This window comes from Streptomyces sp. NPDC088762, from assembly GCF_044750905.1.
GTDB lineage: Bacteria > Actinomycetota > Actinomycetes > Streptomycetales > Streptomycetaceae > Streptomyces.
The window spans coordinates 474,336-494,354 of the sequence record NZ_JBIVKT010000003.1 but is presented as its reverse complement, the minus strand read 5'-3'; the positions used below and the strand labels follow the sequence as shown (position 1 = coordinate 494,354).

General features: G+C 73.1%; 20 protein-coding genes and 1 pseudogene. 10 read left to right on the top strand and 11 right to left on the bottom strand.

Annotated elements, in window-relative coordinates:
- Positions 1-137: 137 nt before the first annotated feature.
- Positions 138-611: a hypothetical protein gene (locus tag ACIP5M_RS10770; protein ID WP_401194693.1), complete on the top strand. Its 474-nt coding sequence runs from the start codon at positions 138-140 to the stop codon at positions 609-611.
- A gap of 33 nt (positions 612-644) precedes the next feature.
- Here ACIP5M_RS10770 and ACIP5M_RS10765 read toward each other — a convergent pair whose 3' ends face one another.
- From ACIP5M_RS10765 to ACIP5M_RS10755, 3 genes are all read right to left on the bottom strand, one after another.
- Positions 645-1,619, bottom strand: coding sequence for an endonuclease/exonuclease/phosphatase family protein (locus tag ACIP5M_RS10765; RefSeq protein ID WP_401194691.1), 975 nt, complete (start codon positions 1,617-1,619; stop codon positions 645-647).
- Positions 1,620-1,816: 197 nt separating this feature from the next.
- Positions 1,817-2,425, bottom strand: a complete 609-nt coding sequence (locus ACIP5M_RS10760) for a hypothetical protein (RefSeq protein WP_401194689.1) — start codon at positions 2,423-2,425, stop codon at positions 1,817-1,819.
- A 90-nt stretch (positions 2,426-2,515) separates the two neighbouring features.
- Positions 2,516-4,519 (bottom strand): RICIN domain-containing protein, encoded by a 2,004-nt coding sequence (locus ACIP5M_RS10755; protein WP_401194686.1) that lies wholly within the window; start codon positions 4,517-4,519, stop codon positions 2,516-2,518.
- Between the two features lie 422 nt (positions 4,520-4,941).
- Between ACIP5M_RS10755 and ACIP5M_RS10750 the strand changes: the two genes are divergently transcribed.
- Positions 4,942-5,328 carry a MazG-like family protein gene (locus tag ACIP5M_RS10750; RefSeq protein ID WP_401194683.1) on the top strand — a complete coding sequence of 129 codons (387 nt, stop codon included), beginning with the start codon at positions 4,942-4,944 and terminating at the stop codon, positions 5,326-5,328.
- Positions 5,329-5,400: 72 nt separating this feature from the next.
- On the opposite strand, the gene ACIP5M_RS10745 is transcribed toward ACIP5M_RS10750, so the two are convergent.
- Positions 5,401-6,594, bottom strand: coding sequence for an MFS transporter (locus ACIP5M_RS10745; protein WP_401194680.1), 1,194 nt, complete (start codon positions 6,592-6,594; stop codon positions 5,401-5,403).
- A gap of 155 nt (positions 6,595-6,749) precedes the next feature.
- Here ACIP5M_RS10745 and ACIP5M_RS10740 point away from each other — a divergent pair, with 155 nt between their 5' ends.
- A complete protein-coding gene (locus ACIP5M_RS10740) occupies positions 6,750-7,364 on the top strand; it encodes a DUF1877 family protein (protein ID WP_401194678.1) in 615 nt (204 codons plus the stop codon).
- An 88-nt stretch (positions 7,365-7,452) separates the two neighbouring features.
- Here the strand turns inward: ACIP5M_RS10740 and ACIP5M_RS10735 are convergent, their stop codons facing one another.
- A complete protein-coding gene (locus tag ACIP5M_RS10735) occupies positions 7,453-8,349 on the bottom strand; it encodes a sigma-70 family RNA polymerase sigma factor (RefSeq protein ID WP_401194675.1) in 897 nt (298 codons plus the stop codon).
- 193 nt (positions 8,350-8,542) lie between these two features.
- Here ACIP5M_RS10735 and ACIP5M_RS10730 point away from each other — a divergent pair, with 193 nt between their 5' ends.
- Positions 8,543-11,752, top strand: coding sequence for an amidohydrolase family protein (locus ACIP5M_RS10730; protein WP_401194673.1), 3,210 nt, complete (start codon positions 8,543-8,545; stop codon positions 11,750-11,752).
- 47 nt (positions 11,753-11,799) lie between these two features.
- Here ACIP5M_RS10730 and ACIP5M_RS10725 read toward each other — a convergent pair whose 3' ends face one another.
- Together ACIP5M_RS10725 and ACIP5M_RS10720 are read right to left on the bottom strand one after the other, a co-directional pair.
- Positions 11,800-12,585 (bottom strand): SGNH/GDSL hydrolase family protein, encoded by a 786-nt coding sequence (locus ACIP5M_RS10725; protein WP_401194670.1) that lies wholly within the window; start codon positions 12,583-12,585, stop codon positions 11,800-11,802.
- A complete protein-coding gene (locus tag ACIP5M_RS10720; protein WP_401194668.1) occupies positions 12,572-13,141 on the bottom strand; it encodes a PadR family transcriptional regulator in 570 nt (189 codons plus the stop codon). Before ACIP5M_RS10720 ends, ACIP5M_RS10725 begins: the two co-directional genes overlap by 14 nt.
- A gap of 94 nt (positions 13,142-13,235) precedes the next feature.
- On the opposite strand from ACIP5M_RS10720, the gene ACIP5M_RS10715 reads away from it, so the two are divergent.
- A complete protein-coding gene (locus tag ACIP5M_RS10715) occupies positions 13,236-13,652 on the top strand; it encodes a nuclear transport factor 2 family protein (protein WP_401194665.1) in 417 nt (138 codons plus the stop codon).
- 59 nt (positions 13,653-13,711) lie between these two features.
- On the opposite strand, the gene ACIP5M_RS10710 is transcribed toward ACIP5M_RS10715, so the two are convergent.
- Positions 13,712-15,142 carry a family 2B encapsulin nanocompartment shell protein gene (locus ACIP5M_RS10710; RefSeq protein WP_401194663.1) on the bottom strand — a complete coding sequence of 477 codons (1,431 nt, stop codon included), beginning with the start codon at positions 15,140-15,142 and terminating at the stop codon, positions 13,712-13,714.
- A gap of 186 nt (positions 15,143-15,328) precedes the next feature.
- Positions 15,329-16,069 carry a PP2C family protein-serine/threonine phosphatase gene (locus tag ACIP5M_RS10705; RefSeq protein WP_401194660.1) on the bottom strand — a complete coding sequence of 247 codons (741 nt, stop codon included), beginning with the start codon at positions 16,067-16,069 and terminating at the stop codon, positions 15,329-15,331.
- Between the two features lie 123 nt (positions 16,070-16,192).
- Here ACIP5M_RS10705 and ACIP5M_RS10700 point away from each other — a divergent pair, with 123 nt between their 5' ends.
- The 3 genes and pseudogenes from ACIP5M_RS10700 (at position 16,193) to ACIP5M_RS10690 (ending at position 17,689) form a co-directional block, all read left to right on the top strand.
- Complete coding sequence (locus ACIP5M_RS10700; RefSeq protein WP_401194658.1) at positions 16,193-16,492, top strand: hypothetical protein; 300 nt, start codon at positions 16,193-16,195, stop codon at positions 16,490-16,492.
- Positions 16,493-16,530: 38 nt separating this feature from the next.
- A pseudogene (locus ACIP5M_RS10695) lies at positions 16,531-17,348 on the top strand (NAD(P)-dependent alcohol dehydrogenase); the annotation flags it as partial.
- A 113-nt stretch (positions 17,349-17,461) separates the two neighbouring features.
- A complete protein-coding gene (locus ACIP5M_RS10690) occupies positions 17,462-17,689 on the top strand; it encodes a DUF6213 family protein (protein WP_401194656.1) in 228 nt (75 codons plus the stop codon).
- Between the two features lie 44 nt (positions 17,690-17,733).
- Here ACIP5M_RS10690 and ACIP5M_RS10685 read toward each other — a convergent pair whose 3' ends face one another.
- Both ACIP5M_RS10685 and ACIP5M_RS10680 read right to left on the bottom strand, forming a co-directional pair.
- Complete coding sequence (locus ACIP5M_RS10685; RefSeq protein ID WP_401194654.1) at positions 17,734-18,132, bottom strand: nuclear transport factor 2 family protein; 399 nt, start codon at positions 18,130-18,132, stop codon at positions 17,734-17,736.
- Between the two features lie 423 nt (positions 18,133-18,555).
- The gene (locus ACIP5M_RS10680) at positions 18,556-18,768 is read right to left on the bottom strand and encodes a hypothetical protein (protein WP_401194652.1); all 213 of its coding nucleotides are present in this window, start codon (positions 18,766-18,768) and stop codon (positions 18,556-18,558) included.
- Between ACIP5M_RS10680 and ACIP5M_RS10675 the strand changes: the two genes are divergently transcribed.
- Entirely contained in the window at positions 18,751-19,242 is a 492-nt protein-coding gene (locus ACIP5M_RS10675; RefSeq protein ID WP_401194649.1) for a hypothetical protein, read from the top strand. The genes ACIP5M_RS10680 and ACIP5M_RS10675 overlap by 18 nt on opposite strands.
- A 249-nt stretch (positions 19,243-19,491) precedes the next feature.
- Positions 19,492-20,004: a hypothetical protein gene (locus ACIP5M_RS10670; protein ID WP_401194647.1), complete on the top strand. Its 513-nt coding sequence runs from the start codon at positions 19,492-19,494 to the stop codon at positions 20,002-20,004.
- Positions 20,005-20,019 lie beyond the last annotated feature (15 nt).

Here is a 20,019-nt window from a genome sequence, read left to right as displayed (position 1 = left end):
CGCACCACGCCCGGCGGCGCGCGCCCGTTCCGCTCACCCCGGACGCCGGTTCCGCGATCCGACCGGGTCACTCATAATCAACCCTTGCCCGGCGCGACATGACCAGCGCGCCGCGTGCGGCACCACACGGGGGATCCATGAAGCGCACCTCTCTGTCCACCTCACCATCGACCCAGCCGGCGCCCCGGCACCTGGCCGCCCTCATGTCGGCCGTCCGAAGGAGCCGGATCGTCACGCTCACCGGGCACGGCGCCGACGACAGGAGCCGGCTCCTCACCGCCGTCGCGTGCCGGCTGCGGTCCAACTTCGTCGCCGGTACCGCCCTGGTGACGCTGGAGCGGAAGACCGGCGAAGCGGACCTGACGGCGGCCCTCTGCTCGCTCTCGGCGGGCACCACGGCCCCGGCCTCCCCGGGGCGGGCGGAGCTGCCCTGGATCACCGGCCAGGACCTGCTGCTCGTCATCGACGGCGGCGAGCACCTCACCGACCGGGCGGTGCGCCGGCTGCGCCACCTCCTGGCCCGCGAACCGGGCCTCCAGCTGCTCACCGGCAGCAGCCGGGCCCTCGGCCTCGACGGGGAGCGGCTGTTCCCGCTCACGCGGGGAGGCTGAACCGCCCCGGACGCCCCGCCCCCGATCTGCCCGTCACAGTCGCAGCGAGGCCGCCACCGGCAGGTGGTCGCTGGCGGTGGCCGGCAAGGTCCACGCCGAGACCGGGGTGATGTCGCGGACCAGGATCTGGTCGATGCGGGCGAAGGGGAAACGCGCGGGCCAGCTGAAGCCGAAGCCCGCGCCCGCCGCCTCGTGGGCGGAGCGGAAGTGCTCCAGCACCGGCGCGAGGGCCCGGTCGTCGGTGGTGCCGTTGAAGTCGCCGACCAGGAGCGTCCGGCCGGCCGGGGCGCCGGCGAGCGCGGCGGCCAGCCGGCCGACGCCTTCGTTCCGGTTGCCCGTGGTGAACCCCGATGGCCGGACCCGTACCGAGGGCAGGTGGGCGACGTACACGGTGAGGGGACCCCGCGGGGTCTCGGCCGTGGCGCGGAGCGCGACCCTCCACGAAGTGACCGGTACCGCGGCCGTGTCGCGGAGCGGGAAGGTGCTCCACAGGCCGACCGTTCCCTCGACCACGTGGTACGGGTGCGTGGCGGCCAGCGTCTGCTCGTACCGGCCCGCCGAGGGCTGGACCAGCTCCTCCAGGGCGATCAGCTGGGCGCCCGAGGCGGCGAGGGCGCGGGCGGTGCCGACGGGGTCGGGATTCGCGTCGTCCACGTTGTGCGTGACGATGGTCAGGTCGGCCGGTCCGCCGGCACTGCGGTCGGCCAGGCCGGGTCCGTACAGCGCGGCCCAGGTGAGCGCCGGGAGGAGGACGGCGATCAGCGCGACGCGCGACCGGCGCACCAGCCCGGCGGCGGCCGCCACGAGGACCACCGCGCCGGTCCACGGTAGGAAGGTCTCGACGAGGCTGCCCAGATTGGCGACCCGGTTGGGGAGCAGACGGTGGAACGCCGGCACGAGGGCGGTGAGCACGCAGAGCGCGGCGACGACCAGCCCCCGGCGACCGGCCGCGGCACGCGGGGCACGGCGGCCACGCGGGGCGGCGGCCGGGGGAGCGGTCTTCGTCACGAGGCGCCCGGCCCCTGGGGGGAGGCGGGCCCGGCGCCTCCCGGCGGGCGCTTCCAGGTGAGCACGTACACGGTCATGACCTTCATGACGCGCGCGAGGCCCATCGGGTTCTCCGCCCTCCTCCGCCTTGCGATCGCACGCACCAGGCCCCTCCAGCCCCGCCCTTCGGGCGGCCGGCGCCACTTTGACGACACTCCCTAGCGGCGCGCGCGTCGGCGCCGTAGGAGGATCCCGACGGCCGCGCCAGCCAGGGCCGTCGCCGCCACGCCGGCCGTCGTCCACCAGACGGCGGAGCCCGGTCCGGGCTCGGCGGGGGCGGCCGTGGCAGCGGAGGCCGGCGCAGGGGCCGGCGCCGGGGCCACCGAACGGCTCGGTGCGGTCGAGGGCGTGGCCGGGCGGGGGTCCGGGGTGCCACTGGCGGGAGCCGGGTCCACCACTGGTACGCCGACCTCGAGTTCGCCGTGCCCGAGGGCCGGGAAGCCCACGTCCACGCTGACCTTCCAGGCGCCCGGCGGCAAGGATTCGGCCGTGGTCCAGCCGGCCGGCGCCGCGGCCGGATCACGCACCAGCCGCCAGGGGCCCATGGTGCGGGCGCCGTCGGCGCTGACGGCGTTCACGGTGGCGGCGACCGCCTCCGTGAGGGCGTCCCCGTCGTTCTCCCACGTGAGGTCGGCGGTGACGTGGCCCGCCCGCTGCCCGGTCACCACCACCTTTACCGTGTCGCCGTGGGCGTGCGCCGCGGAGGGGGACAGCAGGATCAGGCCGAGTGCGGCCAGGACGGCCTGGAAAGCGATGCGTATGCGCATGGTGGCGGTGCTCCGGGTGGCGTGAGGGGCCGGCGGGCGGCCGCGCGACAGCGGCCGCCCGCCGGAGGGGACTTCACGGGGCTGGAATGATCAGCCGACCTTCTGAACGGTCCAGGCCTGCGCCGGACGGCCGTCCGCGCGCTGGAGGTCGAGCAGCCAGTTCCCGTAGTAGGGGCGGCTGCTCACGGTCAGGGCGAAGCCGCCGCTCGGGTCGGTGACCGTCACCGCGCCGCCGCGGGAGGTCAGCTTCCAGGACTGCGCACCGCCGCCGCAGGGCTGCTGCGCGACCCACATGCCCGCGGCCGGAGTGCCGCCGGGCTGCAGGCACTTGCCGGAGACGGCGGAGCGGATGCGGACCTGTCCGTTGCCCGCGTCGTCGAAGTACCACTGCTGCTGGGCGTAGCCGTTGGAGCGGGCGCCGACGAGCACGGTGCCGTCGGCGCTGCGCCCGCCCCACACCTCGGCGGCCATGCCGGTACTGCCGTTGCCGAGCAGGTACCGGGCGCCGGGGGTGGTCGCGCCGCCGCCGGTGCCCTTCGTACGGAAGGACGCGGCCTTTCCGGGCCCGCTGTCCCGGCCGGCGCTGTCGCGGGCGGAGACGGCGATCGTGTACGGGGTGTCGGGCCGCAGGTTGTAGATCCGCAGCACCGGGGACTGGACCCAGGCCAGGTGCTTGCCGTTGAGCAGGACCTGGTACCAGGCCGCGCCCTCCACCTTGGGCCAGCTCGCGACGACGGAGTCCGACTGGACCTGAGCCACCGTCACGGCCGGTCCGCCGGTGGGCTTCTTGGTCGGCGTGGGCGTCGGCTTCTTGGTCGGCGTCGGGGTGGGGTTCGGGTTCGGACCGGGGTCGGTGCCGCCTCCGCCCTTGTTCCGCATCAGGAACTGGTTGTCGGCGATGTTCCAGTGCGTGGCCAGGTAGCTGCCGGCCTTGGGACTGGTGTGGAAGTAGTCGTCGTGGTTGCAGTCCAGGATGTTCTCGGACGCCTGGTTGGTGCAGACGTTGCGCATCTGCGGGTAGTACGGGGTGTCCGAGTAGCACATGACGTCGAACTCGTCGGTGCAGTGCGCGCCGCGGCTGGTGTTCGGGGCGCTGTTGTTGACCGCGCCCAGGTTGTGGCCCAGTTCGTGCGCCGCGGTGTGACCGCCCCAGCAGCCCGAGTCCGTACGCCCGTAGGAGGGACCGAAGTTGCTGAGGTTGGCCTGGCCGGGCCGCTCGTCGCCGTTGAAGGTGCCGATGCCGCAGTAGACCTGGGTGTCCGCGAAGATCATGTACTTGCGGTCGCGGCGGTCGAGTCCCTTGCCGGCGAGCGCCTTGTTGGTCGCGTTGAACTCGGCCAGCGCGGAATCCGGGAGCTCGATGTTGAGCACGGTGGGCGTGCAGTCGGCGGCCGTCACGTAGCGGATGTGGCGGACACCGCCGGTCTCCTGGGCGCTCGTCGCATAGATGAGGTCGGCATCGGCCGCCCACTTGCGGAACGAGGCCACGTACTGCGAGTAGCGGTCCCGGCCGGGGCCGTGGACGTACACGACCTGGACGCGGTTGCCGGTGCTGCCGTCGCCGTCGCACTGGACGGTCTGGCCCGCGGGGCCCGCCGCGACGTCCTGGCCGGCGGCCGAGGGTGCGGGCGCGGCGGCCTTGTCGGCGGCGCGGTCGGCGTCGGCGGCGGGCGCGTCCTGGGGCCGGCCGCCGCCTTCGCCGGTCGCCGGGTCGTCGGTGGCGGGGCGGGCCGGATCGGCCGCGGGCGCCGAGGCCTGGACGGCGGGCGCGACGTCCTTGGTGATGTCGACGTCCTTGGGCGGGGCGTCGGGGCCGTGCGTGCACAGCCCGGCCTCGGTGCGGTAGACACCCACGCACCGGTCGCCCTTGGGCGCGGTCTGCAGACCGTCGTAGACCATGCCGCGCGCGCTCTCGTTGGCGGGGGCGCTCGCGAGGGGTTCGGGCTCCTGGTCCCGGGCGGGGGCGGCGGCCGGTGCGGCGGCCTCCGCATCTGCCTGTACGGACACGGCCTGGGCGCCGTCGCCCAGTCCGGAGTAGGCGATGCCGGCGGCTATCACCGCCGCCGCGGCCGTGGCCGCGGTGAGCAGTATCAACCGCCGGGGTTTGCGGCGGTGTTCACGCCGTCTGCGTCGTCCTGTCATGGGCACCTCAAGTCGATGTCGGATGAGTGGGTGCGCGGAAGCCTGCCAGACGAATGCGGCGGAGAATTCGGACAAAGGGGAGTGCGGTTCGAGAAATCGTTCCGTTACCTGTCCGCCAAATCTGACGAACACTCAATGAGCCTGGAAATAAAGGGAGTTACGCGCGTCGCGTGCCATTGGTCCAGGCCTTGTCAATGGAGTCGTTATCAAATCGAGATAACGGCGGCATGCTTGTTGACGGGAATTCAGTCAGGGATTCATCTAATTACTACCTGTCGAATTCCCTCCGTCACGACCCGTGAGGAAGGCGAGGGCGATACCCAACTCCCGGGCGGCGATAGGGTGCTGCCCCTGCCCGAACCGGAGGTACGACGATGGAACCGCTCGCCCCGACGGCTGCCGGCCAGGCGCCGCCCGCCGTAACCGCACCGTGGGACACGATCACGGCCCTCGCCGGCCGTTTCGACGCAGCCGACGCCGAGCAGGGACTCCGGCCCGAGGAGAGTCACCTGCTCCAGGTCCTCAAGATCGGGGAGGAGTTCGGCGAGGCGGCCCAGGCCGTCATCGGCGCCAAGGGCACCAACCCCCGCAAGGGCCGCTCCCACTCCTGGGAGGACGTCCACGACGAGGTGTGCGACGTCATCATCACGGGCATGGTCGCCCTCGCCAGGATGCGTCCCGACGCGGCGGCGTACTTCGCCGGCCAGCTCCGACTGAAGGCGGGCAAGTTCCTGCCCGCACCCGAGCGGACCGGCGGCTGACCCGCCGTCGGTCCGGATGCCGGGGCGGGGACGGCCGCGGCCGTTCCCGCCGGTCTCCGCGACCGCCCGCGCTCAGGTCCCGGCGGCCCGCACCGGACGCCGGAGCAGGTAGAGGGCCGCCGACGAGACGAGCACCGCCATGCACGCGATGAACACGAGCCCCGCGCCCTCCAGTCCGAGCGGACCCACCAGCACCCCGACCCCGATCACCGGCACCGAGATGCCCGCGTACGCCACCACGAACAGCGTCGAGATCACCGCGGCCCGCCGGTCCGCGGGAGAAGCCGCCGCCACCGCGGACAGCGCCCCCCGGAAGGCCAGTCCCTGCCCGCCCCCGCCGACCAGCGCACTCAGCACCACCAGCGCCAGCAGGTCCCACCGCAGCGCCCCCGCGAGCAGCGCCAGCCCGGCCAAGAGCCCGGCGCACCCCAGCGGCAGCGAACGCCCCACCCCGACCCGGCCGACCGCCAGCTGCCCGGCGGTCGAGGCGAAGAAGGCCAGCGCGACGACCAGCCCGCTCACGGCATGGTCGTGCACGTCCAGGGATTGCGCGAGGAACGCCGGGCTGACCGAGGTGAACACCCCGAACAGCGCGAACCCCACGAACGAGGCGGTCGCCGCCGGCCCGAACACCGCCCGGACCTGCCGGGGCAGGCCCGGCCGCTGCGGCCGTACGGTGCTCAGCGGCCGCCGCTCCCGTACCGTCTCCGGAAGCCGCAGCAGCACGGCGACCGAGCCGGCCACCAGCGCGAGGTGCACGGCGAACGGCAAGTACAGCGGCAGGACGGCGTACTGCGCGAGCACTCCGGCGAGCAGCGGACCGCAGCCGAGCCCGCCCATGTTGGCGGCCGTGGCGACGAACGTGGCCCGCGAGGCGCCGCCGGGCGGTGCCAGCTCCAGCACGTACGCCGTGGCGGCCCCGGTGAACAGGCCGGCGGACAGCCCCGACAGCAGCCGCCCCGCGTACAGCCAGCCCAGCCCGGTGGCGCACAGGAAGCAGACCGCGCTGGCCGCCGCGAACCCCAGGCCCGCCAGCAGCACCGGCCGCCTGCCCACGGAGTCCGAGGCGTTGCCCGCCAGCAGCAGCACACCGATGACCCCGAAGGCGTACACGGCGTACACCACGGTCACCATCAGCACGGAGAAGCCGAACTTCTCCTGATAGAGGCCGTACAGGGGGGTCGGCAGCGTGGTGCCGGCCATGCAGACCGCGAACACCGCCCCGCCGAGCGAACTCGGGCGCCACCCTTTGCGATCACCGTCCATGCCGCCGACGGTAAACCCGCGGAGCGCCCGGACCCGGCCTGCCGTGCCCGGCGCGCCGCCGCCGACCCCGCGCCCACGGGCCGGCGGGGTCTGCGGGAGACTGGCCGATTCGGACCACACACCGGGAAGGGCGGCCGGCCGCGATGGGTTTCTGGATGACCTTGTCACGACACGACGCGGCGCGGGTCGAGGAACTGCTGCGCCATCCGGAGGGAGACCGGGCGGGCCGGATCCGGCTGAGAGAGGCATGGAACGAGGGACCTGACGACGACGCCTACGCCATCGCAGAGCCCGCACACGGAGGCGGGCCGCGGCTGGAGTTCCTCGAGGAGAACGACGACATCCGGCGCAACTGGGAGGGCCTGCACGTCCTCCTCACCGGCTGTGCGGACCACGATCGGGAGGAGCACGCCATGCCCTGCGGCCGGGCGCCCGCCCGCGACGCGGTGATGGGCGGCCTGCCCCTCTCCGAGGAGGACGGCGACAGCCTGCGCTTCGACACCCCCCGCTTGCTGATGCCCGCCGAGGTGCGCGAGGTGCACGGATTCCTGCGGACGCTGGACGTCCCCGCGCTGGTCCGTGACCGCGCCCGACTGGTCGAGGAGGCGGGCGTGTACTCCTTCCGCATGCGCGTCGGACAGCCCGACGGGAGCATCCGGGTCATGAGCATGATCGAAGACGGCTCCCTTGCCGAGAGCCTGGAAGGCGTACGCGCCTTCTACGCGCGCGCCGCGGCGGCGGGGAACACCGTCGTCAAGGGGATCGCCTGAGCCTGACGCTCCGCCGCGGCGACGGGCGGGCCCCGACGGCCCGGCCCGCCGCACGCTGAGCGACCCCCTCGGGGCTGCCGCCGGCGGCTCAGTCGTCCAGCACGCCGAGGTCGATGCGCGCGAGGCGCTCGGGGTCGGTGAGGACGTCGAGCGCGGTGATCCTGCCGTCCCGGACGGTGAAGGCCATGACCGAGAGCAGCTCGCCCCGCGCCGACAGAGACACCACACCGGGGACCCCGTTGACCAGGACCGGGCGCGCTGCCTCCGCGAACCGGGCGAAGGTGATCGCCTGGGAGGCGACCTCGGCCGCACCGCGCCGCAGGACGCTCGGCAGCAGCGTGCCGCCGTCGGAACGCGCCACGACCTCGGGGTCGAGGACGGCGACGAGGGCGTCGAAGTCCCCGCCCCGCGCCGCCGACAGGAAGGCCTCGACGACCGTACGCAGCCGGGCCGGATCGGCGTCGGGAGCGGGCGCCGCACCCTGCACCCGGCGCCGGGCACGACTGGCGAGCTGCCGGGTCGTGGCCGCCGTACGACCGAGGACGGAGGCGATCTCGTCGAACGACACCGCGAACATGTCGTGCAGGACGAACGCGAGTCGCTCGGCGGGGGAGAGGGTCTCCAGGACCACCATCAGAGCGGTGCCGACGGAGTCGGCCAGGAGTATCCGCTGCTCGGGGTCGAGGCCGTCGGCCCTGCTGACGATCGGGTCGGGGACGCGGATCCGCCCGTCCTCGTCGTGCAGCGGATCCTCGCGCCGCGTGGTGCGCGAACGCAGCATGTCCAGGCAGACCCGGCCCACGACGGTGGTCAGCCAGCCGCCCAGGTTCTGCACCTCGTCGGCGTCGGAGCGGGCCAGCTTGAGCCACGCCTCCTGTACGGCGTCCTCCGCCTCGCTGAGCGATCCCAGCATCCGGTAGGCCACCGCCCGCAGATGGGGGCGGTGCTCCTCGAAGCGCTGCGCCAGCACGTCCTTCTCGTTCACCTGTCACGTCCCCGTGTTCTGTTCGGTCAGTACCGTTTCGGACCATAACCGACACGGGCGGACGACAGCCGTCCGACCGCCGTCCGGCAACGACGGGACTCCGCCCGCCCGTTGCCGGAGAGGGCCGTTGATCGTTTGGTGACCGGACGGGCCGTCGGGGCGGTCACCGGTACGCGAGGCGAGAGTGGTCGGGATGCGGATTGCACGCAGGACGGTTCTCCAGGCGGCGTCGGCCGGCGCCCTGACGGCCCTGCTCGGCCACCCCTCGGCGTCGGCCGCACCACCTCCGGACGCACCACCCCCGGCCGGCGCCACCGCGCCCGGGCGCCCGGTCCGGCTGCGCTTCACCCGTACGACCAACGGCGCGGCCACCGCCACCGCCGACGGCGGCCGTGTCGTCGCCGAGGTACAGAACATCCTCTGGTCGCTGCCCCCGGACGGCTCGCCCGCCACCCCGCTCACCCCGCCCGACCTCGAGCCGGGCCGCCCGGTGTTCTCCCCGGACGGCCACCACGTCGCGATGAGCGCCTACCGGGGCGGCACCTTCCACATCTGGGTGATGCGCGCCGACGGCACCGGGCTGCGCAAGCTCACCGACGGCCCCTTCGACCACCGTGCGCCCGCCTGGTCACCCGACGGCCGCACCCTCGCCTTCTGCTCCGAACGCGGCGGCGACCCGGTGGCGGGCAGCCCGTACCGGATCTGGACCGTGGGCGTCACCGACGGCCGCGTCCGCCGCCTGACGGGCCTGCCGGAGCAGACCGGTCCGGCCCAGGAGGGCGCGTGGGAGGACTTCGACCCGGTCTGGTCGGCGGACGGCGCCCGCGTGCTGTTCGTCCGCGGCACGCCCACGGGTGAGACCCTGACCGCCCGGATCCTCGCCTCCGTGGCCGCCGACGCGCCAGGGCCCGTACGGATCGAACACACCGTCCCCGACGGCAGCCTGCGGTCCCCCGCGCTCTCCCCGTCCGGCCGTACCGCCTGGCTGTCCGCCACTCCCGGCGCCCGCAAGGCCGAGGTGCTCACCCTCTGCGCGGACGGCCGCCCGGTCGCCCTCCCCGGGGACCTCGCGCCCGCTCCACCGCGCTGGATCGACGACGACCGCCTGCTGATCACCCTCGACGGCCGCTTCCGCGTAATCCGCCCGCACCGGGACCCGATCGGGTACGAGATCCCCCTCGACGCCACCCTCGAAGTGCCCCGCCCCCGCCACCGCATCAAGGCGTACGCGCTGGAGGCCGAGCGCAGCCGCCCCGTGCTCGGCCTCCACCTGCCCAGCCTGTCGCCCGACGGCCGGACCGTGGCCTTCGCCGCGCTGGGCGCCCTGTGGACCGTGCCCGTCACCGGGGGAGCGCCGCGCAAGGTCCTCCAGGCACCCGACACGGCCTACGTCCAGGGCCCGGTGTGGACCCCCGACGGCCGCGCCCTGGTCTACACGGACGACCGCGACGGCCTGAACACCGTACGCCGCCGTGAACTCGACGGCGGCGCCGAGAGCGTCCTCTCCCCGAGCGGCCGCGTCTACGGGTCCCTCTCCCCGGACGGCACCCGCCTCGCCGCCCTCGACCTCGCCGGACGGCTCCTCGTACGCGACCTCACGACCGGCACGGAAACCCCGCTGGCCGACGCCCTCGGCGGTGGCGGCCTGCCCAGCCCGCCCAGCTGGTCGCCCGACGGCCGCCACCTCGCCCTGTGCGACCGGGGCCGCCTCAGCCGGCGCTTCCGCGAGGGCCACAACCTCATCCGGATCGTCGACACCACCACCGGCGCCGCCCGCCTCCACGCCCTCGCCCCGCACGCCTCCCTCTCCGACCGCTACGCCTCCGGCCCCGTCTGGTCACCCGACGGCCGCTTCCTGGCCTGCGTCGCCGAATCGGCCCTCTGGCTGCTCCCCGTCACCCCGGACGGAACACCCGACGGACCGGCCCGTCTCCTGACCGACGAGCCCGCCGACCACCCCTCCTGGTCCGCCGACTCGCGCACCCTGCTCTACCAGTCCCGCGCCCGGCTGCGCCTGCTCACCCTCTACGCCGACGGAACGCCCGCCGGAGCGCCCCGCACCGTCCCGCTCACGCTGACCTACCGCCGCCCCGCCCCCGTCGACATCGTCGTGCACGCCGGACTCCTCTGGGACGCCACCGGCTCACCGCCCCGCGCCGACGTCGACATCCTCGTCCGCGGCGGCCGGATCACCGCCGTCGAGCCCCACCGGCCGCGCCGCCGCCGCGCCGCCCGGATCGTCGACGCCTCCACCGGGACGGTCCTGCCGGGCCTGTGGGACGCGCACGTCCACCCGTACCCGTACACCTACGGGGCCCGGCAGGGCACGCTGCACCTCGCCTACGGCATCACCACCGCCGTCTCCCTCGGCGGTTCCGCCTACGAACAGGCCCGGCTGCGCGAGGACATCCGGGCCGGCCGGCTCGCCGCACCCCGGCTGCTGGCCGGCGGAGAGCTCCTCGACGGCTCCCGCGTCGCCTACAGCATGGGGCGGGCCCACCGCACCCGCGCCGGCTTCGCCCGCTCGCTGGCCCGGGCCGCCGCCCTGGACTGGGACTTCGTCAAAACGTACGTCCGCGCCCCCTACGCGTTCATGGAAGACGCCGCCCGCTTCGCGCACGAACGGCTCGGCGTGCTCGCCGGTTCCCACCTGTGCGCCCCCGGCATCCAGGCCGGCCAGGACCTGACCACCCATCTGGTGGCCACCGAACGCGCCGAGTACGGGCACGGCGCGACGCCGGGCGGGCACACCTACCAGGACACCGTGGAGGTCTACACGCACGGCGGTTTCGACCTCATCGCCACCCCCTTCACGGCCCTGCCGCTGATCGGCGCCGATCCGGCACTCGCCGACGACCCCCGGGTCACCGCCCTGATGCCGCCCTGGGATGTGGCGGCCGTCCGGGCCGCGGCCGCCCAGCCGCCGACCGCGGAGCAGAGCGCCGCCCTGGAACGGGAGGTCGCCACCTACCGGGCCGTCCTCGCGGGCGGCGGCCGGATCGCGCTGGGCACCGACGCGCCGCTCACCCCCGTCGGCCTCCACCTCCACCTCTCGTTGCGCGCCCTGCACCGCCACGGTCTGACGGCGGCCGAGGCACTGACCACCGCCACCCGCACCCCCGCGCGCGTCTTCGGCGTCGCGGACCACCTCGGCACGGTCGAACCGGGCCGGATCGCCGACCTCACCCTCGTCGACGGCGATCCCTTCGCCGACTTCGCCGACCTGATCCGGGTGCGGGCCACCCTCCGCGGCGGCACCCTCCGGGAACGCGCCGCCCTGGAAGGCGCCTTCACCCGTACCGCCGCACCGGGCGCCGCGCGGCCCGACGACTGGCGGGCCGTACTGCACCAGATGCTGCGCGACGGCTGCTGCACGGGTGCCGTCCACGAGGACCCGGCCTGAGAGTGGCCCACGGGTTTACGGGCCTACGGGCCTACGGGCCCACGGGTTTACGGCCCGACGGGGGCCAGGGGCAGGAGCTGGGGGCGCTTGGCCGTGCGGCCGTCGCCGGAGGACCGGCCGCGCAGCCGGCGGCCGAGCCAGGGGCCGAGGAACGAGGCCGCCCAGCGAAGCTCGGCCCCGGCGGCCCGCAGACCCGAGGGGGCGGGGAGCGGCGGCAGCGGCCGGGTCCAGGCGTCGCTGCTGCCGGGCAGCCCCAGGGCGTGGGCGAGGGCCTCGGCGATCCGCTGGTGGCCGAGCGGGCTCGCGTGCAGCCGGTCCGGGCTCCACAGCCGCGGGTCGGTGGCGACGGCCTCCCGGCCGGTCTCGGCGACGGTGACGCCGTGCCGGGCGGCCGCGGCGCGGATGTGGGCGTTGAGATCGGATACGCGGGAGCGCAGCGGCCGGGCCAGCGGGGCGACGCTGCCCACGTCGGGGAAGGTCGCGGTCACCACGTGGGTGCCGGCCGCGGTCAGGGCGGCGTACATCTCCTCCAGCTGCCCGGCCACCTCGGCGGCGTCGAACCTGGGCCGGAGCAGGTCGTTGACCCCGGCGACCACGGTGGCCAGATCGGGCCGCAGGGCCAGTGCCGGCCCCAGCTGCTCGTCCCGGACCTGGCCGGTGACCCGTCCCCGGACCGCGAGATTCGCGTACAGCAGGTCCGGGTTGATGGCCGCGAGCTGTTCGGCGAGCCGGTCGGCGAAGCCGCGCAGCCCCACGAGGTCGTCCCCGTCGCCCATCCCCTCCGTCTGGCTGTCGCCCAGGGCGACGTAGCGCAGGTAGTCAGCTTCCGGCACGGTTGGCCTGCCTCTCTCTCAGGATGGCCGCGCTCCGCAGGCACCAGTCCCGGTGGCCCTGTTCGAAGGCCAGACCGCGCAGGCACGTCAGGTACCCGCCGATGCCTTCGCCCCGGAGCAGGAACTCCTCCTCGTCCGCCTCACCGCGCATGTTCCGCAGGATCTTGCCGAGCAGTTCGATCTTGGCGTCGGCCGCGGCCGCCCGCTCTTCGAGCTGCTGGATCACCGGCGCGGCGGCGATCCGGTCGGCGGTCTGGACCTTGACGAGCAGGTCATCGCGGATGGAGGAGGGTTTGGAGGGGGCCGCGGCGAAGCGCTCCAGCTCCGCGCGGCCGGCGTCGGTGACCTGGAACAGCCGCTTGTTGGGCCGGGTCTCCTGGACCACCTGCCGCCCCGCGACCAGCCCTTCCTTCTCCAGCTTGGACAGCTCGGCGTACAGCTGCTGGGGCAGCGCGTGCCAGAAGTTCGCGACGCCGAGGTCGAACGTCTTCGTCAACTCGTAGCCGCTGTACTCGCCGTCGAGCAGCGCCGCCAGTACGGCATGTCTCAAGGCCATCCGAGGCTTCCCCCTTCCCCTTCTCCGTCAAGACCTGCATCATACTCAAGAAAATGACTATTCACGTTGTTGAGTATGAGCCTCTGGAGGGGTCATGGAGACTGCCGAACGCTTCCGCGCCGCCGTGGAGAAGCGCGATCTCACCGCACTGGACGACCTGTTCACCGAGGACATCCGCCTCTACAGCCCGGTCAAGTTCACCCCGTTCGAGGGCAGGGCGGCGGTGCTGGGACTCTTCGGCGTGCTGGTGCGCACCCTCGAGGACCTCCGTTACCTGGGCCGGCTCGAAGGCACCGTCGAGACCAGCGCCGACGGCACGGAGGCGCCGACGGTGATCCTGCCCTTCAGGGCCACGGTGAACGGCAAGCAGATCCACGGCATCGACCAGCTCCAGTTCGACGAGACCGGCCGCGTCAAGGAGTTCACCGTGATGGTGCGCCCCCAGTCCGCGGTGCACGCCCTGGGGGAGGCGGTCCTGGCCGGCCTGATCGCCGACGGTCTCGCCGGGTAGGGCGGTCGGGCCGCGGTCACGCCGCCGGCGCCGGCCCGGGCCCGAGTGCCGGCCGACACTCAGGCACGGGGGCGGACCTCGACGTTCTCGAGGATGCCGATCGCGTCCGGGACGAGGACGGCGGCCGAGTAGTAGGCGGTGACCAGGTAGGAGATGACCGCGCGCTCGTCGATGCCCATGAAGCGGACGTTCAGCCCCGGCTCGTACTCGTCGGGAAGGCCGGTCTGGTAGAGGCCGATCACGCCCTCGTTGTCCTCGCCCGTACGCACCGCGAAGATCGATGAGGTGTGGTGCTCGGTGACGGGGATCTTCCCGCAGGGCAGGATCGGGATCCCGCGCCAGGCGGGGACGGGGTGGCCGTCGACGTCGACGCTGTCGAGGTTCAGGCCGAGCTTGTTGCACTGCTTGCCGAAGGCGGCGATCGCCTTGGGGTGGGCGAAGATGTACTGGGTGCCGCGCCGCATGCTGATCAGGTCGTCGAAGTCGTCCGGGGTCGGCGGACCGCAGTGGGTCTGGATGCGCTGGTCGTAGTCGGTGTTGTGGAGCAGCCCGAACTCGGGGTTGTTGACGAGCTCGTGTTCCTGGCGCTCCCTCAGTTCCTGGATGGTGAGCCGCAGTTGCTGCTGCGTCTGGTTCATCGGGTCGTTGTAGAGGTCGGCGACCCGGCTGTGGACCCTGAGCACGGTCTGGGCGACGCTCAGCTCGTACTCGCGCGGTGTGAGCTCGTAGTCGGCGAAGGCGCCGGGAAGGCGCGCCTCGCCGACGTGGCCCGCGCTGAGTTCGATGGCCTTCTCGCCGGCCCTGTTGGTCTTGAAGCCGTTGGAGGCGCCGTCCCTGTCGGCCACGTGCGAGCGCAGGTGCTCGTACCGGTCCGCGACCGCCTGGTACGCCGCCTCGGGAAGGGCCAGCGCCGTGACGGCGGTCGCCGCGCGGAGGGTGCAGTCCCACAGGGCCCCGTTCGACGCCGCGAGGGTGTGGCCGCCGAAGGTGTCGCCGTCGCCCAGCCGTCCGAGGACGTTCTCGTCGCCGTACTTGCCGGGCGCGACCTTCTCGGCCTTGCCGTGCGCGATGAGGAAGACGTGGTCGGCCTTCTTGCCCGCGTGCACGATCACCTGGCCGGGTTCGTACTCCTTCTGTACGAACTTCTCCGCGAGCGCCCCCAGCGCGAGCGGGTCGTCGAACCCGCGCAGCAGGGGCAGTTCGGTGAGCTCGGCGGGGATGACCTGGACCTTGGAGCCGCTCTTGACGAAGGTCACGCGTCCGTCGCCGACGACGTACGAGAGGCGGCGGTTGACGCGGTAGACACCACCGGGGGTGTGCGTCCACGGCAGCTTGCGCAGCAGCCAGCGGGAGCTGATGCCCTGCATCTGGGGTTCGGACTTGGTCGTGGTCGCGAGATTGCGCGCGGCCGCGGTACTGAGGCTGCGCTGCTCCGTCTGATGCTGCTCGGCCGCTTCGGTCGCGGCGCCCGCTTCGGTCCCGATCGACATGGACTACCTCACTTTCGGAGAGCGGGCGTCTCCTCACTCTCCGTACGTAGGCCTAACGCAGCGTGGTCGTGGCGGGATGCAGGCGCTCCTGCGATTGGTCCGGATGGCCCAATGCGCACTCTCGGGTCGGCGTGTCGTGTCGGGGGAGCGGCGACCGGCGGCGCGGGCGCCGGCGCGGGCTTCGGGTCATGCGCCGATGCGCACCAGGGCGAGGGTGATGTTGTCGGGGCCTCCCGCGGCGATGGCCGCCTTCCACAGCTCGAAGGCGGCCCTGCCGTCGTCGTACACGCGCAGCAGGTCGTCGATCGCGTCGTCGGGCAGCATGTCGGTCAGGCCGTCGCTGCACACCAGGTAGCGATCGCCCACGGCCAGCGGCGAGGTCGCCACGTGCGGGCGTACGGCGCTCGGCCCGCGGGTGCCGCCGAGCGTCTGCGTGACGAGTGAGGTGGTGCGGAGGGGCGGCACCGGCGGCGGGCTGTCGTCCACGCTCACCTGGCGCAGCCCGTCCCGGCCCGCCTCGAACACCTTGCTGTCGCCGACGTTGAAGGTCATCAGGGACTCCGCCAGGAGGACGGTGCCCGCGACCGTGGTCCCCATCCCGGCCAGCTCCGGACGGCCGTCCGCCGCCGCGTGCACCACCCGGTTGCACAGGTCCAGAGCCTCGCCGAGGGCTTCCGGGTCCTCCAGCGCGGGGCCGGCGGTGGCGAGCTGGCGGACGACCAGCGCACTGGCCACCTCGCCGGCCGGCTGCCCGCCCAGACCGTCGGCCACCGCCACGACCAGCGGCTTGCCGAGCCGGAACACCAGGGTCTGGGGGTTCTCCGTCACGGTCCCGCACAGGGTCCACGGTCCGGCGACGAGGCTGTCCTCGTTGTGCTCGCGGACCAGTCCCGTATGGCTCAGGGCGGTCACGGCTGCGTACGGCACCCCACCATTGTCCCGCCGCGGGCTCGGCATGCGACCCGCCGCCCGCCGGAGCAGGCTGGGTGGGAGCCGCCCTCCCGACGAGGGCGGCCCGACCGGTAGCGCGGCAGGAAGGGATGGGCAGCGATGTTCGCGAGGCTGAGCACCTACCAGGGGTCACCCGTTCCCCCGGGGGGAGACCTGAGCCGGAATTCGGCGGCGGTCGTCAAGGAGATCCAGGGGGTTCCCGGGTTCCGCGGTGTCTACTACCTCGTCGACCGCGCCTCCGGGAGGGCCAAGTCGCTGACGTTGTGGGAAGACGAGCAGACCATGCTGGCCAGCGAGGAGCAGGGCGCCCGGATCCGCGAGGAAGTCGCACAGCGGGAGGGGCAGCGCATCATCTCGATCGAACGCTTCGAGGTCGGATTCAGCCACCTGGAGCCCTGACCCGGCCCCCGTGCGCCCGGCCCGTACGGCTGCCCGGCAGGGCCGTGCTCGGCCTCGGCAGGCCGAAGGCGAGGATCCGGGGCACGGACTTCGCGGGCCGGGTGGAGGCGGTGGGCGGCAACGTGACGCGCTTCAGCCCCGGCGACGAGGTGTTCGGCGAGGCGGACGGGGCGTTCGCCGAGTACGTGTGCGCCCCGGCCGGGGCCCTGGAGCCGAAGCCGGCCACCCTGACCTTCGAACAGGCGGCCGCGGTGCCGCTCGCCGGGAACACCGCACTCATGGGACTGCGCGACCTGGCCGACGTGCGGCCGGGACAGCGCGTCCTGATCAACGGCGCGTCAGGGGGCGTGGGCACCTTCGCCGTGCAGATGGCCAAGGCGATGGGCGCCGAGGTGACCGGCGTGTGCAGTACGAGGAACACGGACCTGGTCCGGGGCCTCGGCGCGGACCGGGTCGTCGACTACACCGGCGAGGACTTCACCCGGAACGGGCAGCGGTACGACGTCGTCTTCGACCTCGTGGGCAACCGCTCCCTGACCGACTGCCGGCGCGCCCTGACCCCGGCGGGGACGCTCGTCCTGTCCGGCGGGGGCACGTCCGGAGACGGCAGCCTCGTCGGACCGCTGGGCCTCCTCCTGCGGGGGCCGATGGTGTCGTACTTCGTCAGCCAGCGGGTGCTCGTCCTCACGGCGACACCGAAGCAGGAGAACCTGGCGGCCCTGCGGGAGTACGCCGAGGCGGCCAGGTCACCCCGGTCGTCGACCGGACCTATCCGCTGGACGAAGCGCCCGAGGCCATCCGGTACCTCGAAGTGGAACACGCGCGCGCGAAGGTCGTCGTCACCGTCGGCCCCTGAGCCCGAGGCTCCGCTCCGCGGGCCCCCGCCCGCGCGCGGGGGAAACCGGGCCGCGCACGGTGAATGGGCGGCGCGACAGAGGGTAGGAGCACAGGCCCGGAGGCGGTTTCATCATGAATGCATCCACACACTTGCTCTCCGCTGCGGGCGGCACGCTGCTGGCCCCGTCCGACCAGGTCACCGGCCTCCAGCGACGCCTCGGGGCGGAGTGGCTGCGCTCCACCGACGAGACGGACCTCGATCCCGAGACCGTCCTCGCCCTGGCCGGCATGATCAACGTGCTGGCCGACCGGTTCGACGTCGACTGCGTCGCGTTCCCGCCGCAGAACGAGGAGGTCTGACCAGGCCGGCGGGCGCCGGCTGATTCGGCCGCGATTCACTCGGCTCACTCGGCGACGGCGTCGCCATGACGATGGGCCACCCTCCACTCGCCGTCCTCGCGGCGGTAGACCTGGGTGGCCCGCAACGTGTAGCTGCGCGGCCGCCCGTCGACCGAGGCGGAGGTGTGCTCGAGACCGGCCGTGTAGGCCATGTCGCCGGAGACGTCGCAGGCCAGCAGTTCGAACGCGTACGAGGTGCAGTCGGAGAAGCTCTTCCCGAGGGCGGCGAAGAGGCGGTCGAGCTCTTCCTGGCCGGTGGCGTTGCGCCAGGCGCCCAGGACGCTCACGGGTTCGTTGCGCGACCAGATCGCCCGGCGGGGAGCCGCGTCGCCGTTGTGCAGCGCGAGCTCCGCCTCGTACAGGGTGGTCTTGACCCAGGCCAGGAAATCCTCGCGGTCACTCATGCCTTCATGATGCCCGCCGGTCAGCGGGATCGACGGCTGTCAAGCCCCGATTTCCCGGGCCGTGACCTGGACTCCCGACGGGGGCGCAATGGAGTCGTGCCCCGCCGCATGAGAGACCCGGCACGGAGCGGCGGAAGAGCCGCTCGCGGCGTCGAAGCCCGATCTTGCCCGACCTCCGAGCCACTGTTCCGCCGTAAGGACCCCTCCCATGACGATCACAAGGACCCGACGCCTCCTCCTCCGTGCGCGCGCGACCGCGTATGCCGCCATAGGCGGGTCCCTGTCGGCGTAGGCCGGGCCGAGGGCTGAGGGGCCCCTGCTTTCGCATTTTTCGATCAACGGGGCGCTGCGCCAAAAGGGTTTGTCAGTGGGGTCGGACGTCGACGATGATCACCTCATGACGACCAGAAAGGGCCATGCCGTCTAGGCACCCCGCTCCGCTCTCCACCGCTCGCGCGCCGCCGACCGCCGCTCCTGGACCGCCTGCCCGACGGCGGGTTCGTCGTCGCCGCGTCCCGCGCCCGCCGGTGCGAGGACGCGGACCAGGTCCAGGTCTTTGACGCGCTCGGCCGCGAGACCTCGTCCTTCTCCGTCGGGGACGCCATCGAGCACCTGCTCGTGGACGAGGCCGGCCACATATGGATCGGGCACTTCGACGAGAACCCGGTGGGAATCCGCCGCTGGAGCGCCACGGGCGGGCTCGCCTGGACATCAGACGGCGCCCGCATCCCCGGTCTCTTCGACTGCTACGCCCTGAACGTGTCGGGCACCACCGCCTGGGCGTGCCCGTACACGGAGTTCCCGCTCGTCGAGATACGCCCCGACCACCCCGACCGGCCCGTGACGGTGTGGGCGAACCGCATACGGGGCGCCCATGCGGTGGCCGTCCACGGCGAGCAGGTCGCCTTCTTCGGCGGATACCGCGAGGAGCGGGACCGACTCGCCCACGGAGAGCTCACCGAAACATCCGTCGAGCCAACGAACGTCGGCGTGCTCACCCTGCCCGACGGCACGGCCCCCGGCCGCCGGCGGGTCGTCGGCCGGGGAAGCAGGATCTACGTCCAGACCGAGCCGTTCACCGCATGGGGCGTGTTCGACCTCAGCACCTGATACCCGGCACCGGACCGACCATTTCTGTGGTGCACCGCTTCGGCTCACGACCTCTTCGACGTGTCACCTCATGGCAAAGTGATCACTTTGGCCTTTCTGTAGTGGGGGAGAGACGTGAAGCGGCATATCAGGTCGGTGGCGGTTGCGATGGCCATGGTGGCCCTGGCCGGCTGTGGCGGCGGTGGAGAGAGCCCCTTGGCGAACGGACTGGGACAAGCCACCGTTCCACCCGGGCCCTACCGCTTGAAGATGCCCAAGGCGGTGCTCGGGGGAACGTTCACGGAGTCGGATCATGCCGAGCCCGATCAGGGCATCGCGTCGATGCTGTCCGGGCAGATCGAGAACGGCGTCTCCGCGTTCGCCGCCTATCAGCCCGCCGACCGAAAGTCGGACACTTCGGGTCCGGTGCTGGCGGTGACCGGGGTGTACGGGACCGTGCTCAGCCCGGTCACGGCCCGCGCCGAGCTTCTGAAGTTCCTCGACCGACGACACAGTGTCCCCACCCAGTCCACCGTGATCATCGGTCCCCGTACGATCACCCCCCAGGGTTCCTCGGAGCCTGTCTCGTGCCGGATCGTTCGGGAGACCGACCAGTTCGGAACAACCTGGGGTCCGGACTGCTCCTGGGCGGACGGATCGGCCGTGGTCGACGTCACCCAGACCGTGGACTTCAATAAGCCCGCTGCCGAATTCGACCTCGATGCCTTCGCGGCCAAGACCGCGATCATCCGCAGAGAGGTCCGCGCACCGATGACGCCGTAGCCGAGCGGGTTGGCC